We start from the raw sequence: 25,023 nt of genomic DNA, 5'->3' as shown, positions 1-25,023 counted from the left end.
GCAGAAATTGTCCAGAAGTGTACCCAGAGGATTTGCCGATGGTTTCAGAACAGGCCAGGAGGGCGCGCGGGACCACCCTGGTGGAATCTCTCGTGTCTCAATTACAGCAAGAGATCGTTCGTGGCAGTCGCATGCCTGGCACCCGGCTATTGTCGATCCGCAAAGCTGCGGCCGAGTTCGGTCTTTCAAAGAACACGGTCGTGGAAGCCTACGAGCGACTTGTGGCTTCGGGCCACATCGCTGCACGCCCCGGGTCGGGTTTCGTCGTCAACTCCAGCGTCACTGTCGAAGCCGGCTCGCGTCCAACGCATGTTGCGGAGGCCGTGGATATCGCATCGCTACTGAGCGCGCAGCTCGACCAGAGCTTCGAAATCCGTATCGGTGACGGCCGTCCGCCGGCATCTTGGACAGAACAGTCCGAGATCAAACGCCATCTTGGTGCCTACGGGCGAATGCTATGGACGGACGAGGACGCCGATGCTTATGGCTCGGCGCTCGGCTTTCTGCCTCTGCGCCAGCAGATCGTTCGCCGTCTCGGCTCCCAGCAGATCCAGGCGCGGGAAGACAATATTCTGATGACGTTCGGCGCCAACCATGCGCTTGACCTGATTATTCGGGGGATGCTGTCACCCGGTGAGACGGTTCTTGTCGACGAGCCCGGATACTATCCGCTATTTGCAAAACTGGCGCTTGCGCAGGTCAGAATGGTTGGCGTCAGACGGACACCTGAAGGTCCCGATATCGAGGACTTCGTCGCCAAGGTCGGCACAGAAAGGCCGAAACTCTTTTTTACGCAATCGCTTGGTCATAACCCGACAGGCAGCTCGATCACGTTGCCGGTTGCGCATGCGCTTCTGACTGCGGCCCGTGGCGCCAATCTGACCATCGTGGAGGACGATCCTTTCGCCGATTTGCCCGTGGCGATGAGCAATAGGCTTGCAACGCTCGACCAACTCAATACTGTGATCTCTGTCGGCACATTCTCCAAAACCCTTTCGGCAAGTCTGCGCTCAGGCTTTATTGCCGCGCGAAGGGATACCATCGCAACGCTCGCCGAATTGAAGATGCTGACAACCGTCAACAGTTCTGGGCATATCGAACGCCTATTGCATCGCCTGCTCGTGGACGGGCACTATGACCGTCACCTCAGGCGGTTGATACGGCGCGTCGAAAATGCATCGCAACGGGTGCAGGTGAGCCTGCGGCAGGTGGGTTGTCAGGTTTTTAGCCACGCGGTTGGAGGCTACTATCTCTACCTGCTTCTGCCCGGGGGCATCGACGATATCGGCCTTGCCCGTGACGGAGCCAGGGAAAGCATCTTCATCGCACCTGGCAGCGTTTTTTGCGTCGACAAGAGCAACCCACTGGCGAAAGCAATCCGGCTGAATGTCTCACGCGCCGATGATCCGAGGTTTTATGATTTCTTGCTTCGCAAGCTCAGTTGAGCCTGCCTGACGTGGGGTCAATGAGTGCAAAACGTTGCGCCGCAAGGTCCTAGCGCTGGCTTCCTCCGCCACAATGTGAAGCAGCCTCTTGTCATAGCGCAGCCGCTGTTCCTCGATGTATCTGTAGTCGTCTGCATTGCCGTCGCCGTGCGACCGGAAACAGGAGCTGAGCACGATTAGGGTGTTGCGCTCGGCGAAGTCCGCGATGACGGGAAAATCCTTGAAGGTACGCGGGCTGCCGTGCACGACAACAACCAATTCTGCCGTAACAGACGCGCTGTGGTAGTTAGCCGACACATGCAGGCAGTATGATTAACAAGCGTCAGCACGGGCGCGGTACACGGTGATGCTTCCCAGATCGTAGAGACCGAAGGGAACTGCTGCACCGATACGAAAGGGCGCCGCGCTGAGGAGGTTCGATGCCAACCGCGCATTTCCTAGCCATCTGACGCAGCTTTGCTAAAACAAGGAACCGGTGAAGCTAACCCTCGACTGCGCGGCAATCCGATCACTACGTTCCGTTCAGTGGCAAGGTTCGAATGCTCAGCCGCTGAGCATTTCGAGATGATGCAGGTCCGCGAATGGCTACAATGTCAGAAGCCCGCGTTCGCGACTGGGCAAATCCGTTATCATCTGAATGCCAGATTAAAGTCTCGCGAAACAGTATTGGAAACGATGTTCGATGCTGGCTGATACTGCATTGGTAGCCGCTGACGGAGACGCCTAGGGCGTCCGCAAAACGGGAGGAACCAATGGAACTTACAGCCGGATTGTCAACCGCGCCCACTCAGATCGACGAAGCGCAATTGCTCCCTTGTAAGCGAGAGCGAGTATTTGCCGAGCAGAACGGTATAACACCGGTATGTGGTCGCCGAACGATATGTGCAGCCTGCCGCCGAATGGCTCTTCCGCAGGCAACCGATTTGCAGGAAACGTGCTGAGGCTGACGACCATGTCACCTTCAATACTGAGAACGCCCTGTCGTCACACAACAGCCCACTAAGCGTTGAGGACGGCAGCCTTCTAACGGGATCCATGCGCAGCGGCATGGCATAATCGATCCTGCGGCCCGTCGCCCGTGTCGTGTGGGCAAAATCATATCAGTGACGACCGAGAACACTACGACACCGAGAATTGCTGGACAGAGAAGAAGGATCTCCTTCGCACTGCATCTGCGGCTTCGATGCCCGTGTATGCCTCGGTCGGTCTTCTTCACGCGATAAGTCTGGGCAGAAGTCTACAGGCTCGCAGCATTTCTGAACAGGTTATCAACCTGGCGGTGCTCCATGTCCGCTGGCAAGGGTTGGTCGCTCGCGGAGAAAGTCACCCAATCCAAGTTTGCAAATATCGTGGGTCGAGAGGGAAAGGTGCGGTCCACGGCAAGCCCTTGAGGCTCACGCGGTGATGATCCTGCGCCTGCGCCAGCAGTGGCTCTTTGCTCACGTTTTCCTCCCATGTGAATGATTTGCATTCAAGCTACGCCTGTGAAAGCTGGCTTTGCTCTGCAAACTGGTCAACGAGGTATCGGCCGATCGGCAAGGCAGCGGTCGCGGCCGGCGAGGGCGCATTGCAGACATGCAATGTGCGGCCTGTCTTGCGGATTAGGAAATCGTGAACAAGGGTACCGTCCTTGAGAACGGCTTGTGCCCGCACTCCGGCCGGATAAGGCCGCAGGTCGTCGATGTGGAGATTTGGACAGTATCTTTGACATTCCGCCAGATAGCGGCGCCGGAAGATCGAATTGCCGAACTCGCGGATTGCCGATCGCCAATTGCTACCGATGACCCGCCAGAACCCCTCGAACATTGCCATCTCGGCAAGATCCATCGCGCTTATCTTCGACCAATCGTAACCTTCTCTGGCTAATGCCAACACTGCATTTGGGCCTACGGTGACATACCCGCCGATCATTCTCGTGAGGTGGACGCCCAGAAAGGGCAATGCTGGATCTGGAACCGGATATATAAGATGCTTGACGATATCGTTGTGCTTGGCCGGAAGACGGTAGTATTCACCCCTGAACGGCACGATGCGAAAATCCAACTCGATACCGCACTTGCGCGCTAAACGATCCGCGTGAAGACCAGCGCAAAATATTGCGTAATCTGCATGGAAGTCGCCTTTGGCAGTTTCAATGGAGACCGTGCCGATCTCCTCGCGTACATCTGTCACGGCAGCGCAAGTCGTGACTATTCCGCCCTTGGACGCGATAATGCTTGCCATTTTCTTGGCCATCGCCGGATAGTCAGCGATACCGCTAGACGCTACATATATTGCTCCTTTCCCGACGATATTCGGCTCCCTTTGCCTGAGCGCCTCCTCATCCAGGCGCAGCGGAGATAAACTATTTTTGATGCAGCGATCGAAGAGCGCATCAAGTCTTTGGAGACCGATGCCATCCGTGGCTACGATGAGCTTGCCACACTGATCAGTGGGCAAGTTATGCAGCCGACAAAAGTCATAGGTCGATTGCGCGCCCTCGCGGCAAAATTTCGCTTTGAGGCTACCCGGAGCATAGTAGACACCGGCATGGATAACACCGCTGTTGTGACCGGTTTGGTGACCGGCAACGGTTTCTTCCTTTTCCAGGACAGTGACACGTGCCTCTGGAAAACGGTCTAGGATTTGCATCGCAGTCGAGAGGCCTACAATGCCTCCGCCCACAACAATGATTTTCTTTTCCATGCCGGGGATCTCACGCAAGGGAGTTATTTGGTCGTGAGCATACCGCGCTGACGCATAAGCTCTCGATGAAGTTCAGGATGCTTCTGAAATGCGGCTCGTCCGTGCAGCCAAAAGTAGTTGTTCAGCACGACTAGGTCGCCCACAGGCAAGGGGATTTCCTTTGTTGATGGCGAGCTTTCCATCGAAGCCGACAGCTCCCTGAGATAGATGGCTTGCTCAATCGTTTGCGGCTGCGCAAACTGATCGATGAAAGAAATGCAAAGGCCGTAGTCATTTTCAAAGAAGGTCGGACGTTCGACCGCAGCCTGGACGTTCTTCGAACCAGGAGCCTTATAAGTAAGGGCATGGCGGCCTAGCTCGTGATTGAGGAAGGTATCCCGCTCGGACCAGTCGTCGATATGTAGTAGGCGCGATTCACCACCGACCGCATTTTCTTCCGCAAATTTCATCATGAGCAGCCAATCAGTTGCTTCGTCAACGAAGGTACCATCGGTGTGCAAAGTAAACAGCCGATAAGCCTGCCTGAGATAGGAATCGCTACTGTCGGTATCCTTCACCAAGAACCTCGCATAATAGGTTCCTGACATCGCATCGTGGTTGCCCGGCCCAAGAAGGTGACCGATCGCAGTGCCGAACTTTACATATTCGGCGTCGCTAACGGTCGCGCCTTCGACGCCCAAGGTAAATCCACCGGACTTGCGATCGTTGACGATAGCTCGAAGGGTCGTGCCAAGCTGTCCGCCGAAGCCTTCATCGAGCGTTTTGGCGAGACTGAAGCGCATAAACGGGACGTATTCGAGGTTCTGGACGTTTACGCCCTGGACGGTATCGAGGAAAGATCGCACAAGCGATGGGTCGAGCTTGATATGGCGCAGGCGTTCATGCACCGGGTGCTTCTCAATTGAAAAAGTTGCTTCATGGATGTTCTGCTTTGCAGCGGTAGCCATAATTGATCTCCTCTAGTAGCCGGGAAAACCACCGGTCATAAACAAGATCACCTTTTGTGGTTATCGCTTCCAATTCTAATTCAATGTGTTTTAATCACCAATCCAGATCAAAGTGGGGGCGTATGCTTGATATAAGACAGTTGAGATACTTTCTCGCAGTGGCCGACGACCTTCATTTCACACGCGCGTCCGACCGGCTTCATATCGCGCAGTCGGCCTTAAGCACTCAGATCAAGCAACTTGAAGAGCAGCTCGGTGTGCGATTGCTTGAGCGAAAGAAACGTGCCCTCGTCGAGCTAACCGATGCGGGGAGGCTGTTTGCGGTTGAAGCGCGTCGGGTGATTGAACAGGTCGAGCGAGCAGAAACTGTTGGCCGGCGCGCGGGACGAGGCGAACTTGGTCACATTGAGATCGGCTATGTCGCTTCTGCCTCGTTTTCAGGTGTTATGCCTTCGATTATTTCGACGTTCAAAAAGCGCGCGCCGGAAGCATCGTTCCGCTTGGCGGAGATGGAAACACCAAAGCAAATTGAAGCGTTGAGGGAAGGCCGTATAGATATCGCCTTCATTCGGCCGCGCCACCACTATCCCGAGGGAATTACCGCTGAGGTGATATTCCAGGAAAGGTTGCTTCTTGCCGTTCCAAAAGACCATCCGCTGGCGTCTCAGGATGAGATCAGGTTGCCGAACTCCGAGACTTTTATAGTACCAGCTTTCGATGAGCGAAACGGTTTCATGGAATATGTCGCTGACTTCGTAGCAGGGACGACGCTTCAGCCACAGAAGACCTTGGGCGTGCGTGATTTCCTGACCGCCTTGAGCCTCGTTGCGAGCGGGAGCGGGATCGCGCTGGTACCTGCGTCGTTGCGGTGCGTTGGAATGGCGAACGTCGCCTATTGCGGGATCAAGAGCTACGACAGGACTGTCGGACTTGCCATTGCCTATAGAAACGAGCGTCCGGAACCTTCCGCCAAGGCATTTGTCCAGGCCGCGCGCGAAACGAAATTTACTGTCGAATAGAGCTGCGGGCCAGGGAGGATCTCTATTCAGAATCCCGCCTGTCATGCGTGCAACTCTTTCCGTGCGAATTTCGGTTGCGCGGTCTGTCGGGTGAAGCTAGCTAGAATGGTTAAGACTAGTGCTCATAATATTGAGCATTGTTCGCTGGTGGAGATATTGGCTTATGGCCGAAGACGAATTTGACGTTGGCAGACGTCTCAAGGCGCTAAGGACCGCTGCCAACTTGTCGCAGCGCCTGCTTGCAGATCGTGCGCAAGTGCCGCACGCTCAGATTTCGATAATCGAACAGAACAAGTCCAGTCCTTCGATCTCAACATTGCGAAAGATTCTGGGTGGGCTAGGCGTCAGCATGTCCGACTTTTTCGAAGAGGATCAGGCAGGTACCTCAATTGGACCATTCTTTGGTCCCGAAGACCTAGTAGATCTCACGTCTCGCATCGGCAGAAATGGCTCCCTGTCACTTCGCCAGGTCGGAGATGCAAAATCACACAATCTCCAAATCCTCCACGAAGTCTACGGACCTGGCGCAGATACCGGCGAGGCGTTCCTGCAGCACCCATCAAGTGAGGGCGGAATCGTGATTCAAGGGGAGGTCGAGGTAACAGTAGGAGATCAGGTTCGGGTTCTACGCGCTGGGGAATCCTATCTGTTTGACAGTCGGACGCCTCATCGCTTCCGCAATCGTACGTCCGCCGTAGCCATTGTCATTTCAGCGTGCTCTCCGCCATATTTGTGACGCTCATTATTATAGGCATATTGCTTAAAATAATGAGCAATGCTAATTGTCCTCATCCAAACACCAATGGGGACAACTATGGACCAGCGTCAGCTACTGCGCACCCGCCAAGAAAAGGCAGTCACTTCCGGGGTGGCAACGAAGTCAATTTTTGTAAAGAGCGCTGAAAATTCCGAAGTCTGGGACGTTGACGGGCGTAGGTTTATTGATTTCGCAGCGGGTATCGCCGTCAACAATACAGGCCATCGGCATCCCCGTGTGATGGAGGCGGTAGCCCAACAGTTTCAACAGTTTACTCATACGTGCTTCCATGTAGCGCCGTACGAGAGTTACATCAGGCTCGCGGAACGCCTCAATGGTCTGGTAGACACCGGCGAAGAAAACCGAACCATGCTCGTGACCACTGGTGCTGAGGCAGTGGAAAACGCGATAAAAATCGCCAGGGCCTATACCAAGCGCTCGGCGGTCATCGCATTTTCTGGAGCTTTCCACGGACGCACGATGCTGGGCATGGCCCTCACGGGAAAGGTCGCCCCCTATAAGAAGGGCTTTGGACCGTTTCCGGCGGAAATCTATCATGTTCCGTTCCCAGCGGCGTTTTCCGGCGTCGGGGTAAAAGAGACCCTGTCGGCGTTCGATGGTTTGCTGGCATCAGATGTAGATCCTGATCGAGTTGCGGCCCTCATCATCGAACCCGTTCAAGGAGAAGGCGGATTTAATGCTGCTCCACTTGAGCTACTGCAAGAACTTCGCGCCCGTGCCGATAAACACGGGATGGTGCTGATCGCTGACGAAATCCAGGCCGGAATGGCACGGACCGGAAAAATGCTTTCCATCGAGCATTCTGGAGTGAAGCCCGACCTCGTCACGCTTGCCAAGGGTCTCGCCGGCGGGTTTCCCCTGTCTGCGGTTGTGGGAAAAGCAAAGATCATGAATGCTGCGCCCGCAGGGGGGCTCGGAGGAACCTATGCCGGCAATCCGATTTCCATAGCTGCCGCAAACGCTGTTCTGGATATCATCGCAGACGAAAAGCTATGTGAACGCGCCGCTTGGATCGGACAGATGATTGGCGGCCGCTTGGAATCCATTGCCAGCCGTCAAGGAATGGCGCGGATTGGTGATGTGCGCACGAATGGTGCAATGATTGCGTTCGAGTTGATCGATGACGCCGATGGCAAGATCGCAGCGCCTCAATTGGCGGCCCAAATTGTCGCTGAAGCGGAGCAACGAGGCCTGATCATTCTCTCGTGCGGAACGAGATACAATGTCGTGCGCCTGTTGCCGCCCCTGACAATTTCCGAGGAAACTCTTGATGAGGCTCTTGATCTCCTTGAAGCATCAATCGATGCCGCCTTTTCGAAGGTCCCCGTCCTCGAAAGTGAAGAAGGTCGGTGATGACGGGGCTGCATCGAAATCTGATTGCCGGCGAGTGGTTAGGTAGTGATGGTGCTCCAAACCTCAATCCTTCCAACACCAACGACGTCGTGGGCATTTACGCAAGGGCCTCTCAAAAGGAGGCGAGAGACGCAATTCATGCAGCAAGGGCAGCGTATCCCGGCTGGTCTCGCTCCGGTATTCTGGAGCGGCATACTCTCCTGAGGAAGACGGCGGATGAAATACTCGCGAGGAAAGATGAGCTTGGAAGGCTTTTGTCCCGTGAAGAAGGTAAGACTTTGGCCGAAGGTATCGGCGAAACAGTACGGGCGAGCCAGATCTTCGATTTTTTTGCTGGCGAGTGCCTAAGGCTTCCCGGTGAAATAGTGCCGTCTGTACGATCGAACATCGGCATCGAGATAACCCGGGAACCGGTAGGGGTTGTCGGTATCATCACCCCTTGGAACTTTCCCATGGCCATTCCCGCATGGAAGATCGCCCCAGCGCTGGCCTATGGAAACACGGTTGTATTCAAGCCTGCGGAATTGGTTCCCGGGTGTGCTCACGCCATTGCCGAAATCCTGCAGCGCGCCGGTTTGCCAAAGGGCGTGCTAAACCTGGTCATGGGCAAAGGATCGGATGTTGGTCAAGCGATGCTCGACAGTCCGGATGTGAACGCTATCACGTTTACGGGCTCGACGGGCATTGGGCAACGTGTTGCGGCATCTTGTGTGGAGCACAAGCGCAAGTACCAGTTGGAAATGGGCGGGAAGAACCCGTTCGTTGTGCTGGATGACGCCGATCTGACAACCGCGGTCGAGGCTGCTGTCAGTTCTGCCTTTTTCTCAACTGGCCAGCGGTGCACCGCATCCTCGCGCATTATCGTAGCCGAAGGTATCCACGACCGGTTCGTGACCGCGGTAGTTGAGCGTTTGAACGGCCTCGTGATAGATGACGCATTGAAGCCCGGTACAAATATTGGCCCTGTCGTCGACGAGAGCCAGTTGCGGCAAGACGTCGAGTACATTGAGCTGGGCAAGCTGGAGGGTGCTAAGCTTGCGTTTGGTGGCAACAAACTGCAGCGCGAGACCCCGGGGTTCTATCTGGAGCCGGCATTGTTCACCGAAGCCACGAACGAAATGCGTATTAGCCGGGAGGAAATCTTCGGACCAGTCGCGACAGTGATCCGTGTGAAGAACTACGAAGAGGCGCTTGCTGTCGCAAACGATACACCGTTCGGCCTCTCGGCGGGTATCGCCACAGCTAGTTTGAAATACGCTACCCATTTTAAACGCAATGCCGAAGCGGGAATGGTTATGGTCAATTTACCAACTGCCGGCGTCGACTTCCATGTGCCTTTCGGTGGACGAAAGTCATCCTCCCAAGGGTCGCGCGAACAAGGCACCTATGCCGCAGAATTCTTCACGACGGTCAAGACGAGCTATACCAGTAGTTAAAAACCTCCAGCCGACGCACCATGGTTGGCTGCCCACTTGCTGCGCTGTCCGACGCTGACCTGAAAAGAGACGTCTCTGTTTGCACCGTCTCGTAACGCGCCAACCCGCTTTCCCATTTCGCACAAGACTTTCAAGCCGCTGGTAAGGCCAGCTCGCGCTTGCGGCCAAACGCCATGCGATTTTACGGCAATTCCAACGGCCAAAATAGTTGTCAGTTCGGTCGGGCATTTCCTATTGGTTGGAATCGTTGTAGCATCAGGTACTGGGTACAAACTAACTTGGCGGCTCCTCGGAAGCGGAGCCGCTTTTTCATTTTACGGAAGTATGTACCTGATCGTCATGACGCCAGTGCGAAAGCGACCATCCGCGGGGGGTGCCGAGGCATCCGTGCTGCCGCTTTGCGTCGGCGGTGACAGCTGACGCCCTTGCCGTGTTGCGCGCCGTCGCAAAGAAGGGGCCGGTTGGATTGATCCACTTCGATGCGCATTTCGACATCAACGACACGTTGACGGCGCTAGGTACGGGCACGCCTGAAATCGGTGGATTCACGACACGACAAACCCAACAGCTTGTTCGGCTACTTGATGATCTGCGCCTCGTGGGTGCAGACGTGTTTGAGGTTGCCCCACTAGTCGATCGTGTCGGCATGATTTTGATGGCTACGGAGCGATCATGTTCGAATCAATGTCCGTCTTGGTGTGGAAAGTGAAGCGCCATTGCAGGCCCCGAGAAGGCGGGGGGCACACGCCCGGATCGTGTCAGCGCCAGGTGGGACCTGACATGTCTGCTGCGATAGGAGGTATTGTGCCGGGAGAGGATGCGATACTCAGCATATCCACTAGCGCGGACGCCCAGCCCCGTTCCGACCGGCTGGGCCGGGTTGGCTGCCGGCGCTTTGGCAGGGTGAGGCTGGCATCAAGCACTCGCACAGGAGGAGAAGGTTATTCGGAAACCCCACCTCGTTTGTTGCGGGGTTTCCGAGAGCCAAGACTTAATCAGAAGTTGCGTTGAAGGCGAACGAAGCCCGAAACGTAGTCGCGGTCCGTGGTGGCCGTCAGGTCTTCCTGATTGTACTGAACCGAGATACGGGTGGCCAAGCCTTCGGTGATTGCGTAGTCGAGGCTCACGCCAGCGCGCCACTTGTCGAGGGCGTTGTCGAACTCGACGCCGTTCTTGAGGCTATCCCAATATTGTACGCCGGGGGTGATCTTCAGCTTGTCGGTGGCCTTGAACGCGTAGGACGCAGCAACGGTCCATTCCGACGCCTTCCAGTAGGTGTTCGGGTCCGAAGCCCAAACGCCGGCGAACTGGAGCTGGCCCGGGCCGAGATCTGCAGAGAGCAGTGCGCGAATTGCGCCCTCTTCGACTTCGGTGTCGTAGCCGCCGAGGAGATCGAAGGAAACGCCGCCGACGGTGGCCGAAACGATAGCTTCTACGCCAATCCCGTTCGCCTTGGTGGACCATCCCTCGAGCTCGTCAACGGCGACGCCAGCCTGAAACGAACCGCCGTCATAGAGGTAGGAAATCGAGTTGAACTCGGTGACATTACCGATCGAGTCGGTTTCGCCGTTCAGGCCCTTATCCCACCAGCCGTAGAAGAAGCCGGCCTTCAAACCGCCGAGCTGGATGTAGGCTTCGTCGACGTTGATCATACTGTCGCCGAAGTCGGTGTCGTTGTCGGCGTTGAATTCAGCGGCGAAGAAGCCGTTGAGCGTGCCGTACTCGGTGTCGCTCTTGGCGGAGAACGAGAGGTAGGCACGCGAGAAGGCATCCCAGTCGGACGTGCCGGCGTTGCCCCAACCTTGGCGGCCGTTGACTTCGTCAGGGCCGAAGGAGGTCTGGAAGCGAAGATAGCCGCCGATCTTGAGGCAGGTTTCGGTGCCTGGGATGTAGAAGTAGCCCGTGCCGAAAGCGTCGCAAACGCGAACGTATTCCATGGGCTCCGGCTCGGCTGCGACGATGGCGTCGGCTGCTTGGGTGCTGGAGACTGCTGCGAACGCAGCAGCGGAGCCGAGAAGAAAACTCTTAGTATTCATCGTAATGATGTCTCCCTTCTGGAGGTGATCAAGGGCCGCTCAAGGGGATCCTAGATCTAACGGCGCCTCGTTCGCGCTGCGGCGAAATAGACCATCGATGCGATGGGCAGCCGATGTAAGGTATCATCTACATTTCATATGAATATAAATTGTTTATCTTAAATATGCTCAAGATCAAAAACGCGCAAAGCTCGCGGCAATTATGTGACGAAACTATTGTCGTTATATGTATAAACCTATTTGTAGTTTTCTTTCTCCATTAATGCAACTATTTGAACTTGCGTATATCTGAAAATGTGTGTAGTTGTATTTTGAAATGGTTGATCTTGCGCCATATATACGCTACATTCTTTTTGCCCAAGAGAAGTGGGCCTCCAGTGCCGCGTCGCCAGCAAGCACAGGCTGGCGACGCATCTTTTCGCCTATAACGATGTGCGCTCGCTATACCGGAAGCGACATAGTTTTCCCGCTCTGCTGATTCTCTGGCGCAAGCAAGATCGTTGCGGCACGGCACACGCCCCCGAGGTCTTTGATCGTCGGCTGTCAGGTTCTCGCTCCGAAAGCAGCGATCTTCTTGGAAGGACTGAAGCCTAGCGCGTCGACCAATCAGCGGCGAAGCAGAGCAATTGCTTCACCACGCAAAACGCCAATGCCACGGTTATCACCGCACTTTCGAGCATCGGTTCGACTCTAGACAGGTCGCGCTAGTACTGACCCAGCGGTCTACCACAACATCCACGAAACCCGTGCTTCGGGCGCATTCTGCAAACCCGAACTCAACCTTGAGAACGAGGCGCTGACGACCAACCCTAACTCTTCCGAAATGATCGCCCTGAGTCTTGTGAGGTTCGAGCGCGTGGCATCCATCGCGCTGGTAGTGAGACCGTCATAGCTGCCCCCGAAGTGCATCCCGGCCGACTCGCTACGCGCGAAGATGAGAACCGACAACGAAAGGGCCGCTGGCGAAAGTCTTGACAATAGACCCTTCACGCTCGCTCCATTCTTTCCCGAGATCAGCCAGGGGGCGGCCAACTCTTGGCTGGAGTGACGGAGTGCGCACGCACCTGTCGACCTGCACGAAATCCCTGACATTGAGCGGAGCAATGGTCATATCGAACAAGCGCCGACGGAGAGGTCTCGACGGGCTTTCCTTTGTCCGCCAAGGGGTCGGCTGACAAAAAATGGTCAGGGGGCCGCTGCCCAGACTGTGTGTCCGTTAATCTATTGTTAATGGGTTGAGTGCAACTTTAGCTGCATTCTCTGGTACGCCATACCCTCATTGGTTTCTCAGTCTGTCGGGACTGGGCTCACTTTAAGCGGCTGACGAACCATTGGTTTCTCTTATTACACACGCGTGGATTTGTTCGGTATGACAATGACTTCTCTTGCGGTCCGGCTCAGGAGTCGTGCGCATTTTTCTGTCAAGAGAGGTGGAAAGACCGTTACCATCATTGGTACTGCCGCGCGCCGCAGAAGCCAGGCGAGACAACGAGTTGCCCTTCTTATTGTAGGGTTTGCAACGGTCTTTTTGGTGGTTGGCGCACGTCTCGCCCAGTACGGCCTAGCTCAGCCTGCCGAAACAGCATCTATTGGTAATGGCGCCCACACCGCTGCGTCTCGTCCCGACATTATCGACCGCAACGGAGAACTCCTGGCAACCGATCTCAATATGGTATCGCTCTATGCAGAGCCTCGAAAGATCGTTGATGCCGATGAAGTTGTGGAGAAGCTCGCAACAGTCCTTCCCAATTTTGACTGGCAAGACACGCACAGGAAGCTTCGATCCAATTCGGCGTTCCAATGGCTGAGACGACAGCTCAGCCCAAAACAGCAGGCCGATATCCTTGCCCTTGGCATTCCAGGCATCGGCTTTCGGCCGGAGAAGCGGCGCTTCTATCCCGGGGGGCCGACGGCTTCGCATATTATAGGCCACGTTAATGTGGACAACCAGGGCCTACAGGGCATGGAACGCTACATAGACCAGCAGGGTCTTGCGGATCTGCGTGCGGCGGGAATGACGGGTGATGCGCCGCTTGAGCCAGTGAAGCTTTCGATAGATCTCCGGGTTCAAAACATCGTACGCGATGTCGTCGAACGTGCCATGACTGCTTATCAGGCGGAAGCGGCGGGGGCCGTGGTTCTGGATGTCGAGACCGGCGAGATCCTCGCCATGGCGTCGGTCCCCGACTACGATCCCAACCAGCCATCGCGGACATTGCCAGACGGCGGCATCGACAAGGAATATGAAAAAGGCTGGTTCAACCGAATGAGCAATGCGACGTTCGAAATGGGCTCGACCTTCAAAAGCTTTACGCTGGCCATGGGCTTGGACACGGGAAAGATCAATCTCAATTCAGTCGTGGACGCTTCTCGCCCCATCCGAATGGGCGGCTTTACAATCAAGGATTTTCGCGGAAAACGCCGTCCTCTCTCCATTCCAGAGGTATTCCAATACTCGTCCAACATTGGGACTGCTGCGGTTGCAGACATGGTTGGCATTCAGGGGCATCAAGCCTTTTTGACCAATCTCGGGCTCTTGTCCAAATTGGAAACGGAATTGCCTGGTGTGGCTACGCCCACACAGCCTCGCATCTGGAAGAAGATCAACTCGGTTACGATATCTTTCGGGCATGGTGTTGCAACCACCCCATTGCAGACAGCAGTGGCTGCCGCCGCTCTCATGAACGGAGGATACCTTATTCCTCCAACTTTCCTGCCACGCTCCCAAGAGGAGGCGAAATCGGTTTCCCGCAGAGTTATCAAGGAGACAACCAGCTCGGACATGCGGTTCCTCTATAACTGGAACGGAGTGAAGGGCTCCGGCCGTAACGCCCAAGTCGAAGGTTTCCATGTCGGGGGAAAAACCGGAACGGCCGATAAAGTCATTAACGGGCGCTACGCTAAAGACATAAACTTCAATGCGTTTGTCGCAGCGTTTCCGATGGATAAGCCCAAATATATCGTTCTTTCGATTATCGATGCTCCTCGAACAGGCGAGCATGGCGGACGAACCGCGGCATCCACGGCAGCACCGATGATCAAGGCGATCATCGGTCGTACCGCGCCTATGCTAGGCATCGAGCCCTACTTCGGCAATGATCTCGAGCCGCAGTTGCTGGCGAATTATTGAGTGCTCAATGGTAGTGGGCGCAATCGCGTGCCGAGGAACTCAGGCAAGCGCACGCTTCGTGAGCGTCCCAAGCCCCTAGCACTACAACATCACCGCTTTCAATATCGCTATTTCCGAAGCGTCTCTCCTCGGTGGGATTCTCGTTGAGGGTCCGGGCCACCAGAACGAACTTGTCCCGGTCGTAGCCAACAAGGTCTTTGGGTGACCGACCATTCCGTCCGGAGGATCGTCTTCCGACCGTAAGCGCCGATCTGGGTAACCATTACTGGGCTCATGGATAATGGCGGCATATCAACTTTGACAATCAAAGCAAAGCAGATCGCCCTGCGCTCACAGACGATGAGCGAAACCATGCCCTGTTCCGGCGGCATGACCTTTGATCGAGGTCTCGCTGTCGCGCGCTTGAGGTCCCTGAGCGAGAACGGTCACCAGCTTCTCGAATGTGGTGGAAACGGTCTAAACCAGTTCGTTCTTTGAGGCAGAGACGGCCACTCTGGTTTTCTTTGGAGTTTGCTCCGTAGGCGGGACGAGAGGCACGCTTGGGGCGCAAAACTCCCATCCTATCCCAGCCCGATGGTCGTAGGGCTTTCCCGTCTGAAGGCACCGATGCCAAAACGACGTCCGGGTTCGCGACACCGAAACTGAGCGAAGCACTTTAAAGGCGGCGTGAGGTTCTTGGCTGTTGTTCAAAGCTCGGGCGAGGCGATTTTCATTTTGCAGCAGCCAGCAGGTTGATCGCCGTCGTGAAGGTGACGCTGGAGGAGAAGCGACGATCGGCGCGCGGTCCACAATTGCTGTCGAGGTTTCTTTGCTGGTCGAATCCTTCCACCTCAATAACCATGTTCGGGATGGACAAGATGCCGAAGCGGCTGGTTGCACAAATACGCATCCAAATTGCTGAGGAAACGATCAAGGAAATAGTTGCCCTTCTTGCTGCCTAGCCATGAGATATGAGGGCTAATGAAGACGTTGGGGTGCGAGTAAAGCGAGTGTCCATCGGGTAGCGGTTCAGGCGACGTCACATCCAAGGTAGCGTAACCGATTCTGCCGCTATCGAGCCCGTCGAGAAGGGCCTGCTGATCGACCAGACCGCCGCGCGAGATATTGATGAGATGCAGGCCGGGTTTGGCCTGCGACAGGAGCACGGCATTGAACATGCCTGCCGTTTCCGATGTGAAGGGCGCGGCAATAACCAGATAGTCGGCCCGAGTGATCACGGCTTCGGGGCTGAAGCATGGTGTGACACGTTCAGGCACCTCGTTCCAGCTGCCTCGGCGGTAGGCCACGATGTTCATGCAAAAAGCGCTCGCGCGTCGGGCGATTGCCTCGCCGAGCGCGCCGAAGCCGATGATACCCAGCGTACGTCCGTAAAGGCCGCCGATCTCGGGGCGATTCCAGTCCGCGGGTCCGTAAGCTCGGATCTCCTCCAGCTTCTTCTCTCGACGGAGAAGGGCTGCGAAAACGAACTCGGCGATCGGCGCTGCATTAAGCCCGCGTCCGCAAGTCATGATGCAGCCGCTCTTCAATACTTCGGGATAGATTTCGACCCCTGTCGCTTCCGTCTGTACCCATTTGAGCTTGGGCGGCAAACTGAAGTCCGGCGGACAGTTGCGCCATGCCGAAGCATTGGTCACCAGGATTTCGGCCCCTTCCGGCAGATCCCAAGGGCGGTCGGGCTGAATATGGTCCAGGACCACCGGCGCCGAACAATGGCGCGCTACGGCGGAACCGAATTTTGCGCTGACCTGATTGATGATAACCGGGTTCTGTCGCATCGATTGCCTCCTTTCTGCTAAGTCGACGCCGCGATCGCAGCAGACTCCGTTCGCCGGGCAAACTGCGATCTTTAAAATGCCGATAGAATGATGAGCGCACGGCGGGAAACGACGTTCGCGTCGTGCGATGTTTGCGGCTCGGCCGGTGTCAGCCAAGGAGGGTTTGACGCCGTACCTTGCTCTCGTCGATGACAAGACCGAGACCATGCCGATCATCGAGCTTGATCTTGCCGGAAACCGGCTTCACCGGATCTATGAGAAAGTGCTGCCAGCCGACGTTGAATTTTTCGAGATTCTCGACGAGCGGGCAGAGATCCGGCGGCTGCGAGGCCACAATATGGGCGCAAACCGCGATGCTTTCGCCGTGCGGAATCACAGTCTTTCCATAGGCCGATGCCAGCGCGCAGATCGAGATCATCTCGGTAATGCCGCCGCACCACATCGGATCGGCTTGCACAATGTTCAGTGCCTGGCGCTGAAGGAGATCGAGGAAGCCCCAGCGGGTGTATTCATGCTCTCCGCCCGCGATACGCACGGGCGATCGGCGGGTGATTTCGGCCATCTGGTCGATCATGTCGGGAAGGACCGGCTCTTCGATCCAGGCGGGGTTCCAACGCGCTGCGGCGGCCGCGAAATCGAGCGTATAGGGGACGTCCCAGCTGTTCCAGGCGTCGAACATCAGCGCGCAGTCCTCACCAGCGCCAGCGCGGGCGGCTTCGACCAGGGCAAGGTTCTTGGCAAAGCCTACCTTGCCTTCGCCGGGCCCATGGCGGAAGAACCATTTCTGGCCACAATAGCCCTGATCCACAAAGCTTCGCGCCTGTGCCGTCACACTTTGCGGATCGACCGGGTAGGCGAGAGCCGAGACATAGGCCGCCATCTCGCGGCGCGTCGGGCCACCAAGCAGGCGATAGAGCGGTTGCCCCACCACCTTTCCCTTCAGGTCCCACAGCGCGCAATCGATGGCTGAGATCGCCAGCATAGGCGTGCCCTTGCGACCGTGGATAGCAGCGCGGTAGAGCACATCCCAGACCATGTTTGTAGCGAGCGGATCAAGGCCGATGATGAGGCTCTTCATCTGCAATGCGAGGAGTGCAGGTGCCAAGCCGATCGGGCCAAACAGACCGGAGATGCCTTCGTCGGTGTCGACATACAGGAATCGGCCGGTGATAGCGAGTTTGCCCGTTTCGAGCTCTATAGGCAGGTTGTCCTCTTTGCCCCATTCGCTGGAACGGAACGTCTCGTAGATGTCGGTCGGTCGGACCTGGCGGTCTCCATAATAAGGACCGTCATAGTAGGACTCGCCTTCGTATACGACGCAGCGCAGATCGGTAATTCGCATTGAAGTCTTTCCTTGATTAACCCTTGACCGCGCCAGACGTCAGGCCCTCGACGATCCGTTTCTGGAAGAGGAGTGCCAGCAGCACCACAGGCACGGTGACGACCGTGGAGGCGGCCGTAATCTTTCCCCAAGGAAGCTCATGTTCGCTCTGACCACTGAAGAGAGCGATCGCCACCGGCACGGTGCGTGCCTGATTGTCCGCCGTCAGGGTGAGCGCGAACAGGAACTCGTTCCAGGCATTGATGAACGAGAGCAAGCCGGTGGCCACGAGGCCAGGGCCGGCGAGCGGGATGATGACTTTCCACAACAGTTGCCATGGCGATGCGCCATCGATGGTCGCCGCCTCGTCGAGCGTGTCGGGGATTTCCTTGATGAAGCTCGTCAGCACCCAAACGCAGAACGGTAGGGTGAAGATCATGTAGGAGAGTATAAGCGCCCAGTAGGTGTTGTAGATACCCAGCGCGCGCGCGAGCGTGAAGAGCCCGCCGAGGACCGCGATCTGCGGGAATGTGCTCATGCCAAGAATGGTGTAGAGCGTGGCCTGCTTACCGGAGAAACGATAGCGCGCCAGCGCATAGGCGGCCATGGATGATAGTACGAGCGAGAGTATCGTCGCCCCTCCTGCGACCACCATCGAGTTGACGATGGAGCGGACGAACGAGCCGTCGGCGAGGACCGCACGATAGTTGTCGAGCGTGAGTGTCCGCGGCCAATAGGTAAGCGGGGTGGCGAAGAGCTCCGCCGCGGGCTTTAGCGAGTTCACGATCATCCAGTAGAACGGAAACAGGATATAGACGAGGCCGATCGCCAACACGAAGTAGAACGTTACTCTTGAGAGAATTTGTTTGACCACCTTAACGATCCTCGATCTTGAGCATGCGCATGTAGATCATCGTGCCGACGATGATCAGCATGAAGATCTCGACTGAGGCGGCCGAGCCTGCGCCGACGAGCCCGAATTCGATCATCTGCTGACGCGCGAACATGGAAATGGTGACGGTGGCAGGTGAGTTCCCCGTCATGACATAGATGATGTCAAAGACCCGCAGGGCATCCAGCATGCGGAAAACGACAACCACGGCGATGGCGCCTTTCAGCATCGGCAGCGTCACGCGCAGGAAGCGTGCAACGGGTCCAGCACCGTCGATCTCTGCGGCCTCGTAAAGTTCCTTTGGAATGCCCTGAAGGGAAGCAAGGACGAGCAACGCGACGAACGGCACGAATTTCCATGTCGACATAACGATGATGGCCCAGAGCGCCGTGTCTGGATCATTGAGCCACGCGACCGGATCGTTGATCACTCCGAGACGCAGCAGGGCGTCGTTCACCACGCCGAAAACGTCGTGATACATCCATTTCCACAGCTGCGAAGCAACGGTGAGTGCAATGACCAGCGGGATGAGGTTGGCGGCGCGGGCGAGTTTTCGGCCTGGAAAATGAACGTTTAGCACCATGGCAAATGCAATGCCTAACGCCACCTGCAACGCCACGCTGGCTATTGCAAAAAACACGGTATTGTAGAGCGCTGCCCACCATTCGGGATTGGCATGCAGGTCCAGATAGTTGTCGAACCACACGAAACGCACTTCGTCCGTGAAGAAGTTTGCGTCGGTAAAGCTTAACCAAATCGTACGGCCGAGCGGATAGAGGCCAACGGCGGCCAATACCAGAAATGTCGGCGCCAGAAACATTGCGGCAGTGCGCGCATGGGTTCCGGCCAATGTCTCGGCGCGCTTGAAGAGGATCATATCGATCTCCTGACGGTATGGGCGGCGACCGCGGGCCGGCCGGCCGCGTCGCGGGACTTTTATGCGGGCGAGGGGATGGTATCCCGCGGAACTCATCGCGGGAGACCAGTGGAATTTGGGGTTCCGGTGGACGGACCGTGAAGCCTACCAGCCGCGGCCCTTGATACGGTTCAGCTCCTTATCGAGCTGCTCCAGCCGTTCGGCAACCTTCGCGCGTCCGGTCATCATGTCGTTGACTGCCTTAAGCGCTGCGTTCGATACCTGCGAGTACTTGGTCCCGGTTGAGCCGGAAGGGCGCGCTACGAGATCAAATTTCTGAACCATTTCGACCCATGGATACGTCTTGAGAATGTCTGCGTCCTTCAGCAGTTCCGGATCGCTCGGCAGGCGGGCCAGCTTCAGCATGCGCTCCTTCTGGTTTTCGGGCGAATTGATGAACTTGATAAGGTCTGCTGCCTGCTCCGGATTCTTCGAGAATTTGGAGATCCACAGCTGCCATCCACCAAGACCGGACGCCGACTTGCCGTTAGGGCCGTGAGGGATCGCCGCCACCGCAAACTTACCCTTGACCGCCGATCCGTCCGCCTGCATCGAAGCGTAGGCGTAAGGCCAATTGCGCATGAACAGGTAGTTGCCGGACTGGAAAGCGCCGCGGGCGTCGTCGACTATATATGACGTTACGCCAGGCGGTACGATCTTGCCGACCCATGAGGTCAGTTCCTCGAGTGCTGCGCGGGCATTGGGGTTGTTGGCGGTGACGTTACCGTCCCTGTCGACCCAGGTGCCGCCACCATAGGACGAGATCCATTCGACGATATCCGTCGCAAAGCCTTCGTAGACGGAGGCCGGATACACGAAACCCCAGAAGTTTTCATTGCCGGCCGCACGTTCTCCGGCCTGCACCTTTTCCGCCATTTCCTTGACTTCGGCCCAGGTCTTCGGTGGTTCGCTGTACCCGTATTTCTTCAGCAGATCCGCGCGGTAGTAGAAGAGGCCCAAATCCCCGTAGAACGGAACGGCGATCAGCCTGTCATTGATCGTGTTGAGCGCGATGGTCGTCGGCGTGTACTTGGCAATCTCTTCCGGAGTGAAGAACTGCTTCATGTCGACCGCGTAGCGCGCCAGCATTCCCTGCCAGACAACATCCATGGCGTTGATGTCGATATCGGCATTTTCGGCAGCGAGGTTCTGCTGCATGATCGCCAGGATCTCTGTGCCGTTGTTCGGTACGTTCAGGATCTCGACCTTGGTGTTGTTTTTCTCTTCCCAAGGCTTGATCTGCTGGCGCAGGAACTCGATCGTGGCCCCGGACCAGGCGCCAGGCATGATTGTGATTTTCTGCTGGGCGAGCGCCACGCCAGCCGAGGCTGACATGACCAGCGCAGCGGCGGCGCCCACTGCGGCCCGTTTGAACATCGATAGTTTCATTCTGTTTCTCCTCCTCTAGGCTACCGCAACGCCACTCGTGGCGTTGAATATGTGAAATGCCTCCGGCTCTGCGGCGAGCCGGATGGTTTCTCCCGGCTTGCACGGAACCCGCATTGGCAGTTCCGCGCGCATAGTCTGCCCTCCGACGCGGATATGCGCGATTTGGACGGCGCCGAGGATCTCGACCATGTCGACCCCCGCGTCGAAATTGATGGAGCCCGCACCGGGTGTTCCGACCACGTGAAGGTCGCTCGGGCGGATCCCGAGCGTGCAACGTTTCTCCTCAAGGCCGGCAAGTGCGGCAGCACTTTTCCCCTCAAGCGGCAGGCGTAATGTCTCGGCGACAAGCACCGGTGCTTCCGCGCTGCCTTCGATTGCAGCCTCGAGGAAATTCATCTGCGGCGTGCCGATGAAGCCCGCGACAAAGCGGTTGGCGGGCTTTGTGTAGAGCTCGAGCGGAGCGCCGACCTGCTGCACGTCGCCGCCCTTCATGACGACGATCCGAGTGCCCATGGTCATCGCCTCAACCTGGTCGTGCGTGACGTAGACCATGGTGGTCTTCAACTGCGCGTGCAGGCGCGAGATCTCGGCGCGCATCTGCACGCGAAGCTGGGCGTCAAGGTTCGACAAGGGCTCGTCGAAGAGAAAGACCTTGGGTTGGCGAACGATGGCGCGGCCAAGGGCGACGCGCTGGCGTTGACCGCCCGACAACTCCTTCGGCCTGCGCTTCAAAAGATCGCCCAACGAGAGGATCTTGGCTGCGTCTTCGACGCGGCTCTTGATCTCGGCTTTCGGAAACTTGCGCAGTTCCAGGCCGAAGGCCATGTTCTGAAACACGTCCATATGCGGGTAAAGCGCATAGTTCTGGAACACCATGGCGATGTCGCGGTCCTTGGCGGGCAAGCCGTTGACCACCTTTTCGCCGATGAGCATCTGGCCCTGATTGATGTCCTCCAGGCCCGCGATCATCCGCAGCGTCGTGGACTTGCCGCAGCCGGATGGACCGACGAGGACGAGAAACTCCCCGTCATGGATCTCAAGATCCATGCGGCGAACCACCTTGAATGCACCATACGATTTCTCGATCCCGCGTAACGATACGTTGGCCACAGGCTTCCTCCCTTGATCTCCTCCGGTTACAGCGACGCGAGATGCGCGCCAAACCGCATATTTAAGCTCGAGGCGACCGGCGATTGGCCGGGCGCGGATGTTTCTTCGGCTACTGCCCGAGAATGCTACGCAGTTCCGCTGCCGCAGCTCGCAGTGCATGGGCAGATGTCTTTTCGCGATGAAGCGCCTGATGGATATGGTTGCCCACGATCTGCTCGTAGCGGAATTCGCTGAGCCGCCCGCCTGTGGTGGTTAGCGAGATGGCACGGGCCCGGGATTTCGGGAAAAGCTCCACGGCCTTACCTAGCCAAGGGTAGACGGACCGCAGTTCCAAGCTGTTGTACAGCGCGAGCGCCGGCGTCGAACCGCCCATGATCGTCAGCGGGATCGCCATCTCCATTCCGGCGGCCCAGGACATCCAGTCGAACGCAAGGTCCGGCCGGGCGCAACCGGACACGATTCCCATGGACCATCCTCCGAGCACCGGCACGTTGCCCGGGACCGGCGCATAACCGATCTTGCCAACCACGCGTGAAACGCTGCGGTCCGTCAACGGTGCTGCCGGCGCACAGAAGATAGCCACCATGGCAACGTCACCCGTTGCGAAGTCATCAACCTGGCCGGAACGCTCCTTGTCTTGCCACCCGGGAGCGGCATACTCGGTGCTCTCGATATAGTTCTCCAGCACGGCTTCCGCTTCACGGCTGTCGAGGGTCACTCGGCCGGCATCGTCGAGCACGCGTGCATTGCTACCCCATAACCGGGTCAGAAATTCAACCATTGTCCCATGCGGCGGATTCGTCCCCAGCGAAGTACCATAGCTGGTCGCTGAACTGGGATTGAACGCTCGCGTGAAGAAGCGCGCGACGGTGTTGAACTCGCGCCAGGTCTCCGGCGGGCGCAACTCACCACCCGTCAGATCGCGGTAGGCGAGACGTTGGTTTGGATCGTCAAACAGGTCCTTCCGGTAGAACAACATCTCGACGTCGAAACGGGACGGCAGCCCGAAGTATCCATCGCCAAATCGGCAATTGGCATCCATTACGCCGGGCACGAGACCGCGTACCAGCTCTGGATGCTGCTTCAATCGAGCGTCCAACCGAAGGAGGGCGCCGGTTGAGGCCAGTTCGCTCATCCAGGGTTGGTCGATTTCCACTATATCGTAAGCCGAACGCTTGGCCGGATCGCTCAGGACCGCGTGCAGCGGCTCGGCCGACATCGCTTCTATATGAACTCGCGCGCCGTGGCGCTCCTCGAAATGCGGCTGCAGGTCGGAGATTGCCCGCCGTGACATGCTGTCGAACATCAACACGCGCAATTCCTCGGTATGACCATAACGTCGTGCCGCGGGTTTACGCTCCCCAAGCGAAACGGAAACTGCCAGACTGCGATAGCTGCCGACATGGGCGATCGGGTTGCGCAGGTTTTCGAGCAAAGCCTCTGCGGCAGCGGCTCCTAGCTGGACACCGGAGCGGCGTACAACCAGCCGGTCGTCGCTGTCCACATCTGCCCAGGATTCTTCCGATATCGAGACGAGACGGACATGGCCTTGCAACTGGCTCGCCAGGACTTGCAGCGCCTTGCGCGCGCCGCGATGGATCGCGGACGACGTGGAAACGACGAGATCCGCCGATCTGCCGCGGGCTATGTGCTCCACCAGTACGCGGAAAGCCGTTTCCGGATCGTGGTTGGTCTCCAGAACAACGCCGTTGGCATCGCTGCCGGAGGCCGTAATGGCATCCAAGAAACCACTGCCTGCTCGTTCTTCGCTTGAGTATTCCTTGGGGCCGGTCAACAGGACGATGTTGCGATAGCCCTGGTGCAGAAGGCCCCGGCTCGCGTCGAACATCAGTCGGCGCAAATCATGTTCGATGAACGTGAAGCCGCCATCGACAGGTTCTCGCTCCAGGCAGACGACCTGGATGCCGGCCTCGCGCAACTCGTCAGCGCGCTTCATGTCGTCGGGCTGACAGGTCGCAACAAGCACGCCGGCCGCACGCTGCTGAAGCGACATTTCAAGCAGTTCGTTTTCCTTAGAACGGATTTCGGAGGTGACATGCAGTGCGGCCGTATAGCCATTGTCGTTGAGCACACGCTCGGCGCCGGTGAAGAGCGCGCCGAAATGTGGATCGGTCACCGAAGGAACGATGACGTTCACCAGCGACGACTTTTTCGTCTTCAACTGCCAGCCGGATTGATGGCGCTTGTAGCCAAGTAGTTCCACTGCTTCGCGAACACGCCGAACGATATCGCGGTTCACCGTCTCGCGCTCGTTCAGCACGTTTGACACAGTGGCAACCGAAACGCCCGCCTGACGCGCAACGTCCTTGATAGTAGATGTGCTTGCCATGAAACTTCCATGTAACGTTTCACGAACCGATATCGTTCTCTTTATCGAGAGTCAATGTGTCATCGCTAAAAGGAGGCGTTGGTGGGCTTAAAAGGCTTCGGGCCACAAGCAATATGCTTCTGCAGAAGCGGATAAGGGGGTCGGAATGGCTCTTGCCGCGAGCTGCTCCGACGCAGAAACGGCTTGTAAGTATGGCTTAACTCGACCGAACGTGAATTCGGCGTCTAACGCGATCGCATTTGCGTACGGCATGGATGTGGATCGCGTATTCGAGCGGGTGGGTACACAGATCTGCTCGTAGCTGGTTTCCATCAGCAGCCAGAACCTTCGCAAAGCCGTTTATGTGTGCTGGCGCCAGAGGCTTGCCCTTGCGGTCAGGGCTGTAATAATGGGTAACCGCGTTTGGCGTCTGATCCTGATCAACGGTACAGAACCATAGAC

General features: G+C 57.1%; 17 protein-coding genes and 1 pseudogene. 8 read left to right on the top strand and 10 right to left on the bottom strand.

The window, feature by feature from the left end:
* Positions 1-38 precede the first annotated feature (38 nt).
* Positions 39-1,445: a PLP-dependent aminotransferase family protein gene (locus IB279_RS29035; RefSeq protein ID WP_192340203.1), complete on the top strand. Its 1,407-nt coding sequence runs from the start codon at positions 39-41 to the stop codon at positions 1,443-1,445.
* A gap of 1,476 nt (positions 1,446-2,921) precedes the next feature.
* On the opposite strand, the gene lhgO is transcribed toward IB279_RS29035, so the two are convergent.
* Positions 2,922-4,130, bottom strand: coding sequence for an L-2-hydroxyglutarate oxidase (gene lhgO, locus IB279_RS29030; RefSeq protein ID WP_192340200.1), 1,209 nt, complete (start codon positions 4,128-4,130; stop codon positions 2,922-2,924).
* Between the two features lie 23 nt (positions 4,131-4,153).
* Positions 4,154-5,077: a glutarate dioxygenase GlaH gene (gene glaH, locus IB279_RS29025; protein WP_192340198.1), complete on the bottom strand. Its 924-nt coding sequence runs from the start codon at positions 5,075-5,077 to the stop codon at positions 4,154-4,156.
* A gap of 83 nt (positions 5,078-5,160) precedes the next feature.
* On the opposite strand from glaH, the gene IB279_RS29020 reads away from it, so the two are divergent.
* The 5 genes from IB279_RS29020 (at position 5,161) to IB279_RS38015 (ending at position 10,372) form a co-directional block, all read left to right on the top strand.
* On the top strand, positions 5,161-6,096 hold the full coding sequence (locus IB279_RS29020) for a LysR substrate-binding domain-containing protein (RefSeq protein WP_309142324.1): 936 nt from the start codon (positions 5,161-5,163) through the stop codon (positions 6,094-6,096).
* Positions 6,097-6,259: 163 nt separating this feature from the next.
* Positions 6,260-6,832 (top strand): cupin domain-containing protein, encoded by a 573-nt coding sequence (locus IB279_RS29015; protein WP_192340194.1) that lies wholly within the window; start codon positions 6,260-6,262, stop codon positions 6,830-6,832.
* A 78-nt stretch (positions 6,833-6,910) separates the two neighbouring features.
* Positions 6,911-8,227 (top strand): 4-aminobutyrate--2-oxoglutarate transaminase, encoded by a 1,317-nt coding sequence (gene gabT, locus IB279_RS29010; RefSeq protein WP_192340192.1) that lies wholly within the window; start codon positions 6,911-6,913, stop codon positions 8,225-8,227.
* A complete protein-coding gene (locus IB279_RS29005) occupies positions 8,227-9,663 on the top strand; it encodes an aldehyde dehydrogenase family protein (protein WP_192340190.1) in 1,437 nt (478 codons plus the stop codon). Before gabT ends, IB279_RS29005 begins: the two co-directional genes overlap by 1 nt.
* A gap of 373 nt (positions 9,664-10,036) precedes the next feature.
* Entirely contained in the window at positions 10,037-10,372 is a 336-nt protein-coding gene (locus IB279_RS38015; RefSeq protein ID WP_309142320.1) for an arginase family protein, read from the top strand.
* Between the two features lie 286 nt (positions 10,373-10,658).
* Here IB279_RS38015 and IB279_RS28995 read toward each other — a convergent pair whose 3' ends face one another.
* Positions 10,659-11,699, bottom strand: coding sequence for a porin (locus tag IB279_RS28995; RefSeq protein ID WP_192340186.1), 1,041 nt, complete (start codon positions 11,697-11,699; stop codon positions 10,659-10,661).
* A 721-nt stretch (positions 11,700-12,420) separates the two neighbouring features.
* Between IB279_RS28995 and IB279_RS38220 the strand changes: the two are divergent.
* Positions 12,421-12,591, top strand: a pseudogene (locus tag IB279_RS38220) (aspartate dehydrogenase); the annotation flags it as partial.
* A 477-nt stretch (positions 12,592-13,068) separates the two neighbouring features.
* The gene (locus tag IB279_RS28985) at positions 13,069-14,829 is read left to right on the top strand and encodes a penicillin-binding protein 2 (protein WP_192340184.1); all 1,761 of its coding nucleotides are present in this window, start codon (positions 13,069-13,071) and stop codon (positions 14,827-14,829) included.
* An 830-nt stretch (positions 14,830-15,659) separates the two neighbouring features.
* Here IB279_RS28985 and IB279_RS28980 read toward each other — a convergent pair.
* The 7 genes from IB279_RS28980 to IB279_RS28950 form a co-directional block, all read right to left on the bottom strand.
* Positions 15,660-16,604, bottom strand: a complete 945-nt coding sequence (locus IB279_RS28980; RefSeq protein ID WP_192340182.1) for an NAD(P)-dependent oxidoreductase — start codon at positions 16,602-16,604, stop codon at positions 15,660-15,662.
* Positions 16,605-16,752: 148 nt separating this feature from the next.
* Positions 16,753-17,946 (bottom strand): enolase C-terminal domain-like protein, encoded by a 1,194-nt coding sequence (locus IB279_RS28975; protein WP_192340180.1) that lies wholly within the window; start codon positions 17,944-17,946, stop codon positions 16,753-16,755.
* Positions 17,947-17,962: 16 nt separating this feature from the next.
* Complete coding sequence (locus tag IB279_RS28970; protein WP_309142319.1) at positions 17,963-18,799, bottom strand: carbohydrate ABC transporter permease; 837 nt, start codon at positions 18,797-18,799, stop codon at positions 17,963-17,965.
* 1 nt (position 18,800) lies between these two features.
* Entirely contained in the window at positions 18,801-19,694 is an 894-nt protein-coding gene (locus tag IB279_RS28965) for a carbohydrate ABC transporter permease (protein WP_192340178.1), read from the bottom strand.
* A 144-nt stretch (positions 19,695-19,838) separates the two neighbouring features.
* Complete coding sequence (locus tag IB279_RS28960; protein WP_192340176.1) at positions 19,839-21,122, bottom strand: ABC transporter substrate-binding protein; 1,284 nt, start codon at positions 21,120-21,122, stop codon at positions 19,839-19,841.
* Positions 21,123-21,137: 15 nt separating this feature from the next.
* Positions 21,138-22,232, bottom strand: coding sequence for a sn-glycerol-3-phosphate ABC transporter ATP-binding protein UgpC (locus tag IB279_RS28955; protein WP_309142318.1), 1,095 nt, complete (start codon positions 22,230-22,232; stop codon positions 21,138-21,140).
* A gap of 109 nt (positions 22,233-22,341) precedes the next feature.
* Positions 22,342-24,582 (bottom strand): extracellular solute-binding protein, encoded by a 2,241-nt coding sequence (locus IB279_RS28950; RefSeq protein WP_192340172.1) that lies wholly within the window; start codon positions 24,580-24,582, stop codon positions 22,342-22,344.
* Positions 24,583-25,023: the final 441 nt, after the last annotated feature.

This window comes from Ensifer sp. ENS06 (assembly GCF_014852205.1).
Taxonomy (GTDB): domain Bacteria; phylum Pseudomonadota; class Alphaproteobacteria; order Rhizobiales; family Rhizobiaceae; genus Ensifer; species Ensifer adhaerens.
The sequence above is the reverse complement of the archived record's forward strand: the minus strand, read 5'-3'. Positions and strand labels throughout refer to the sequence as shown.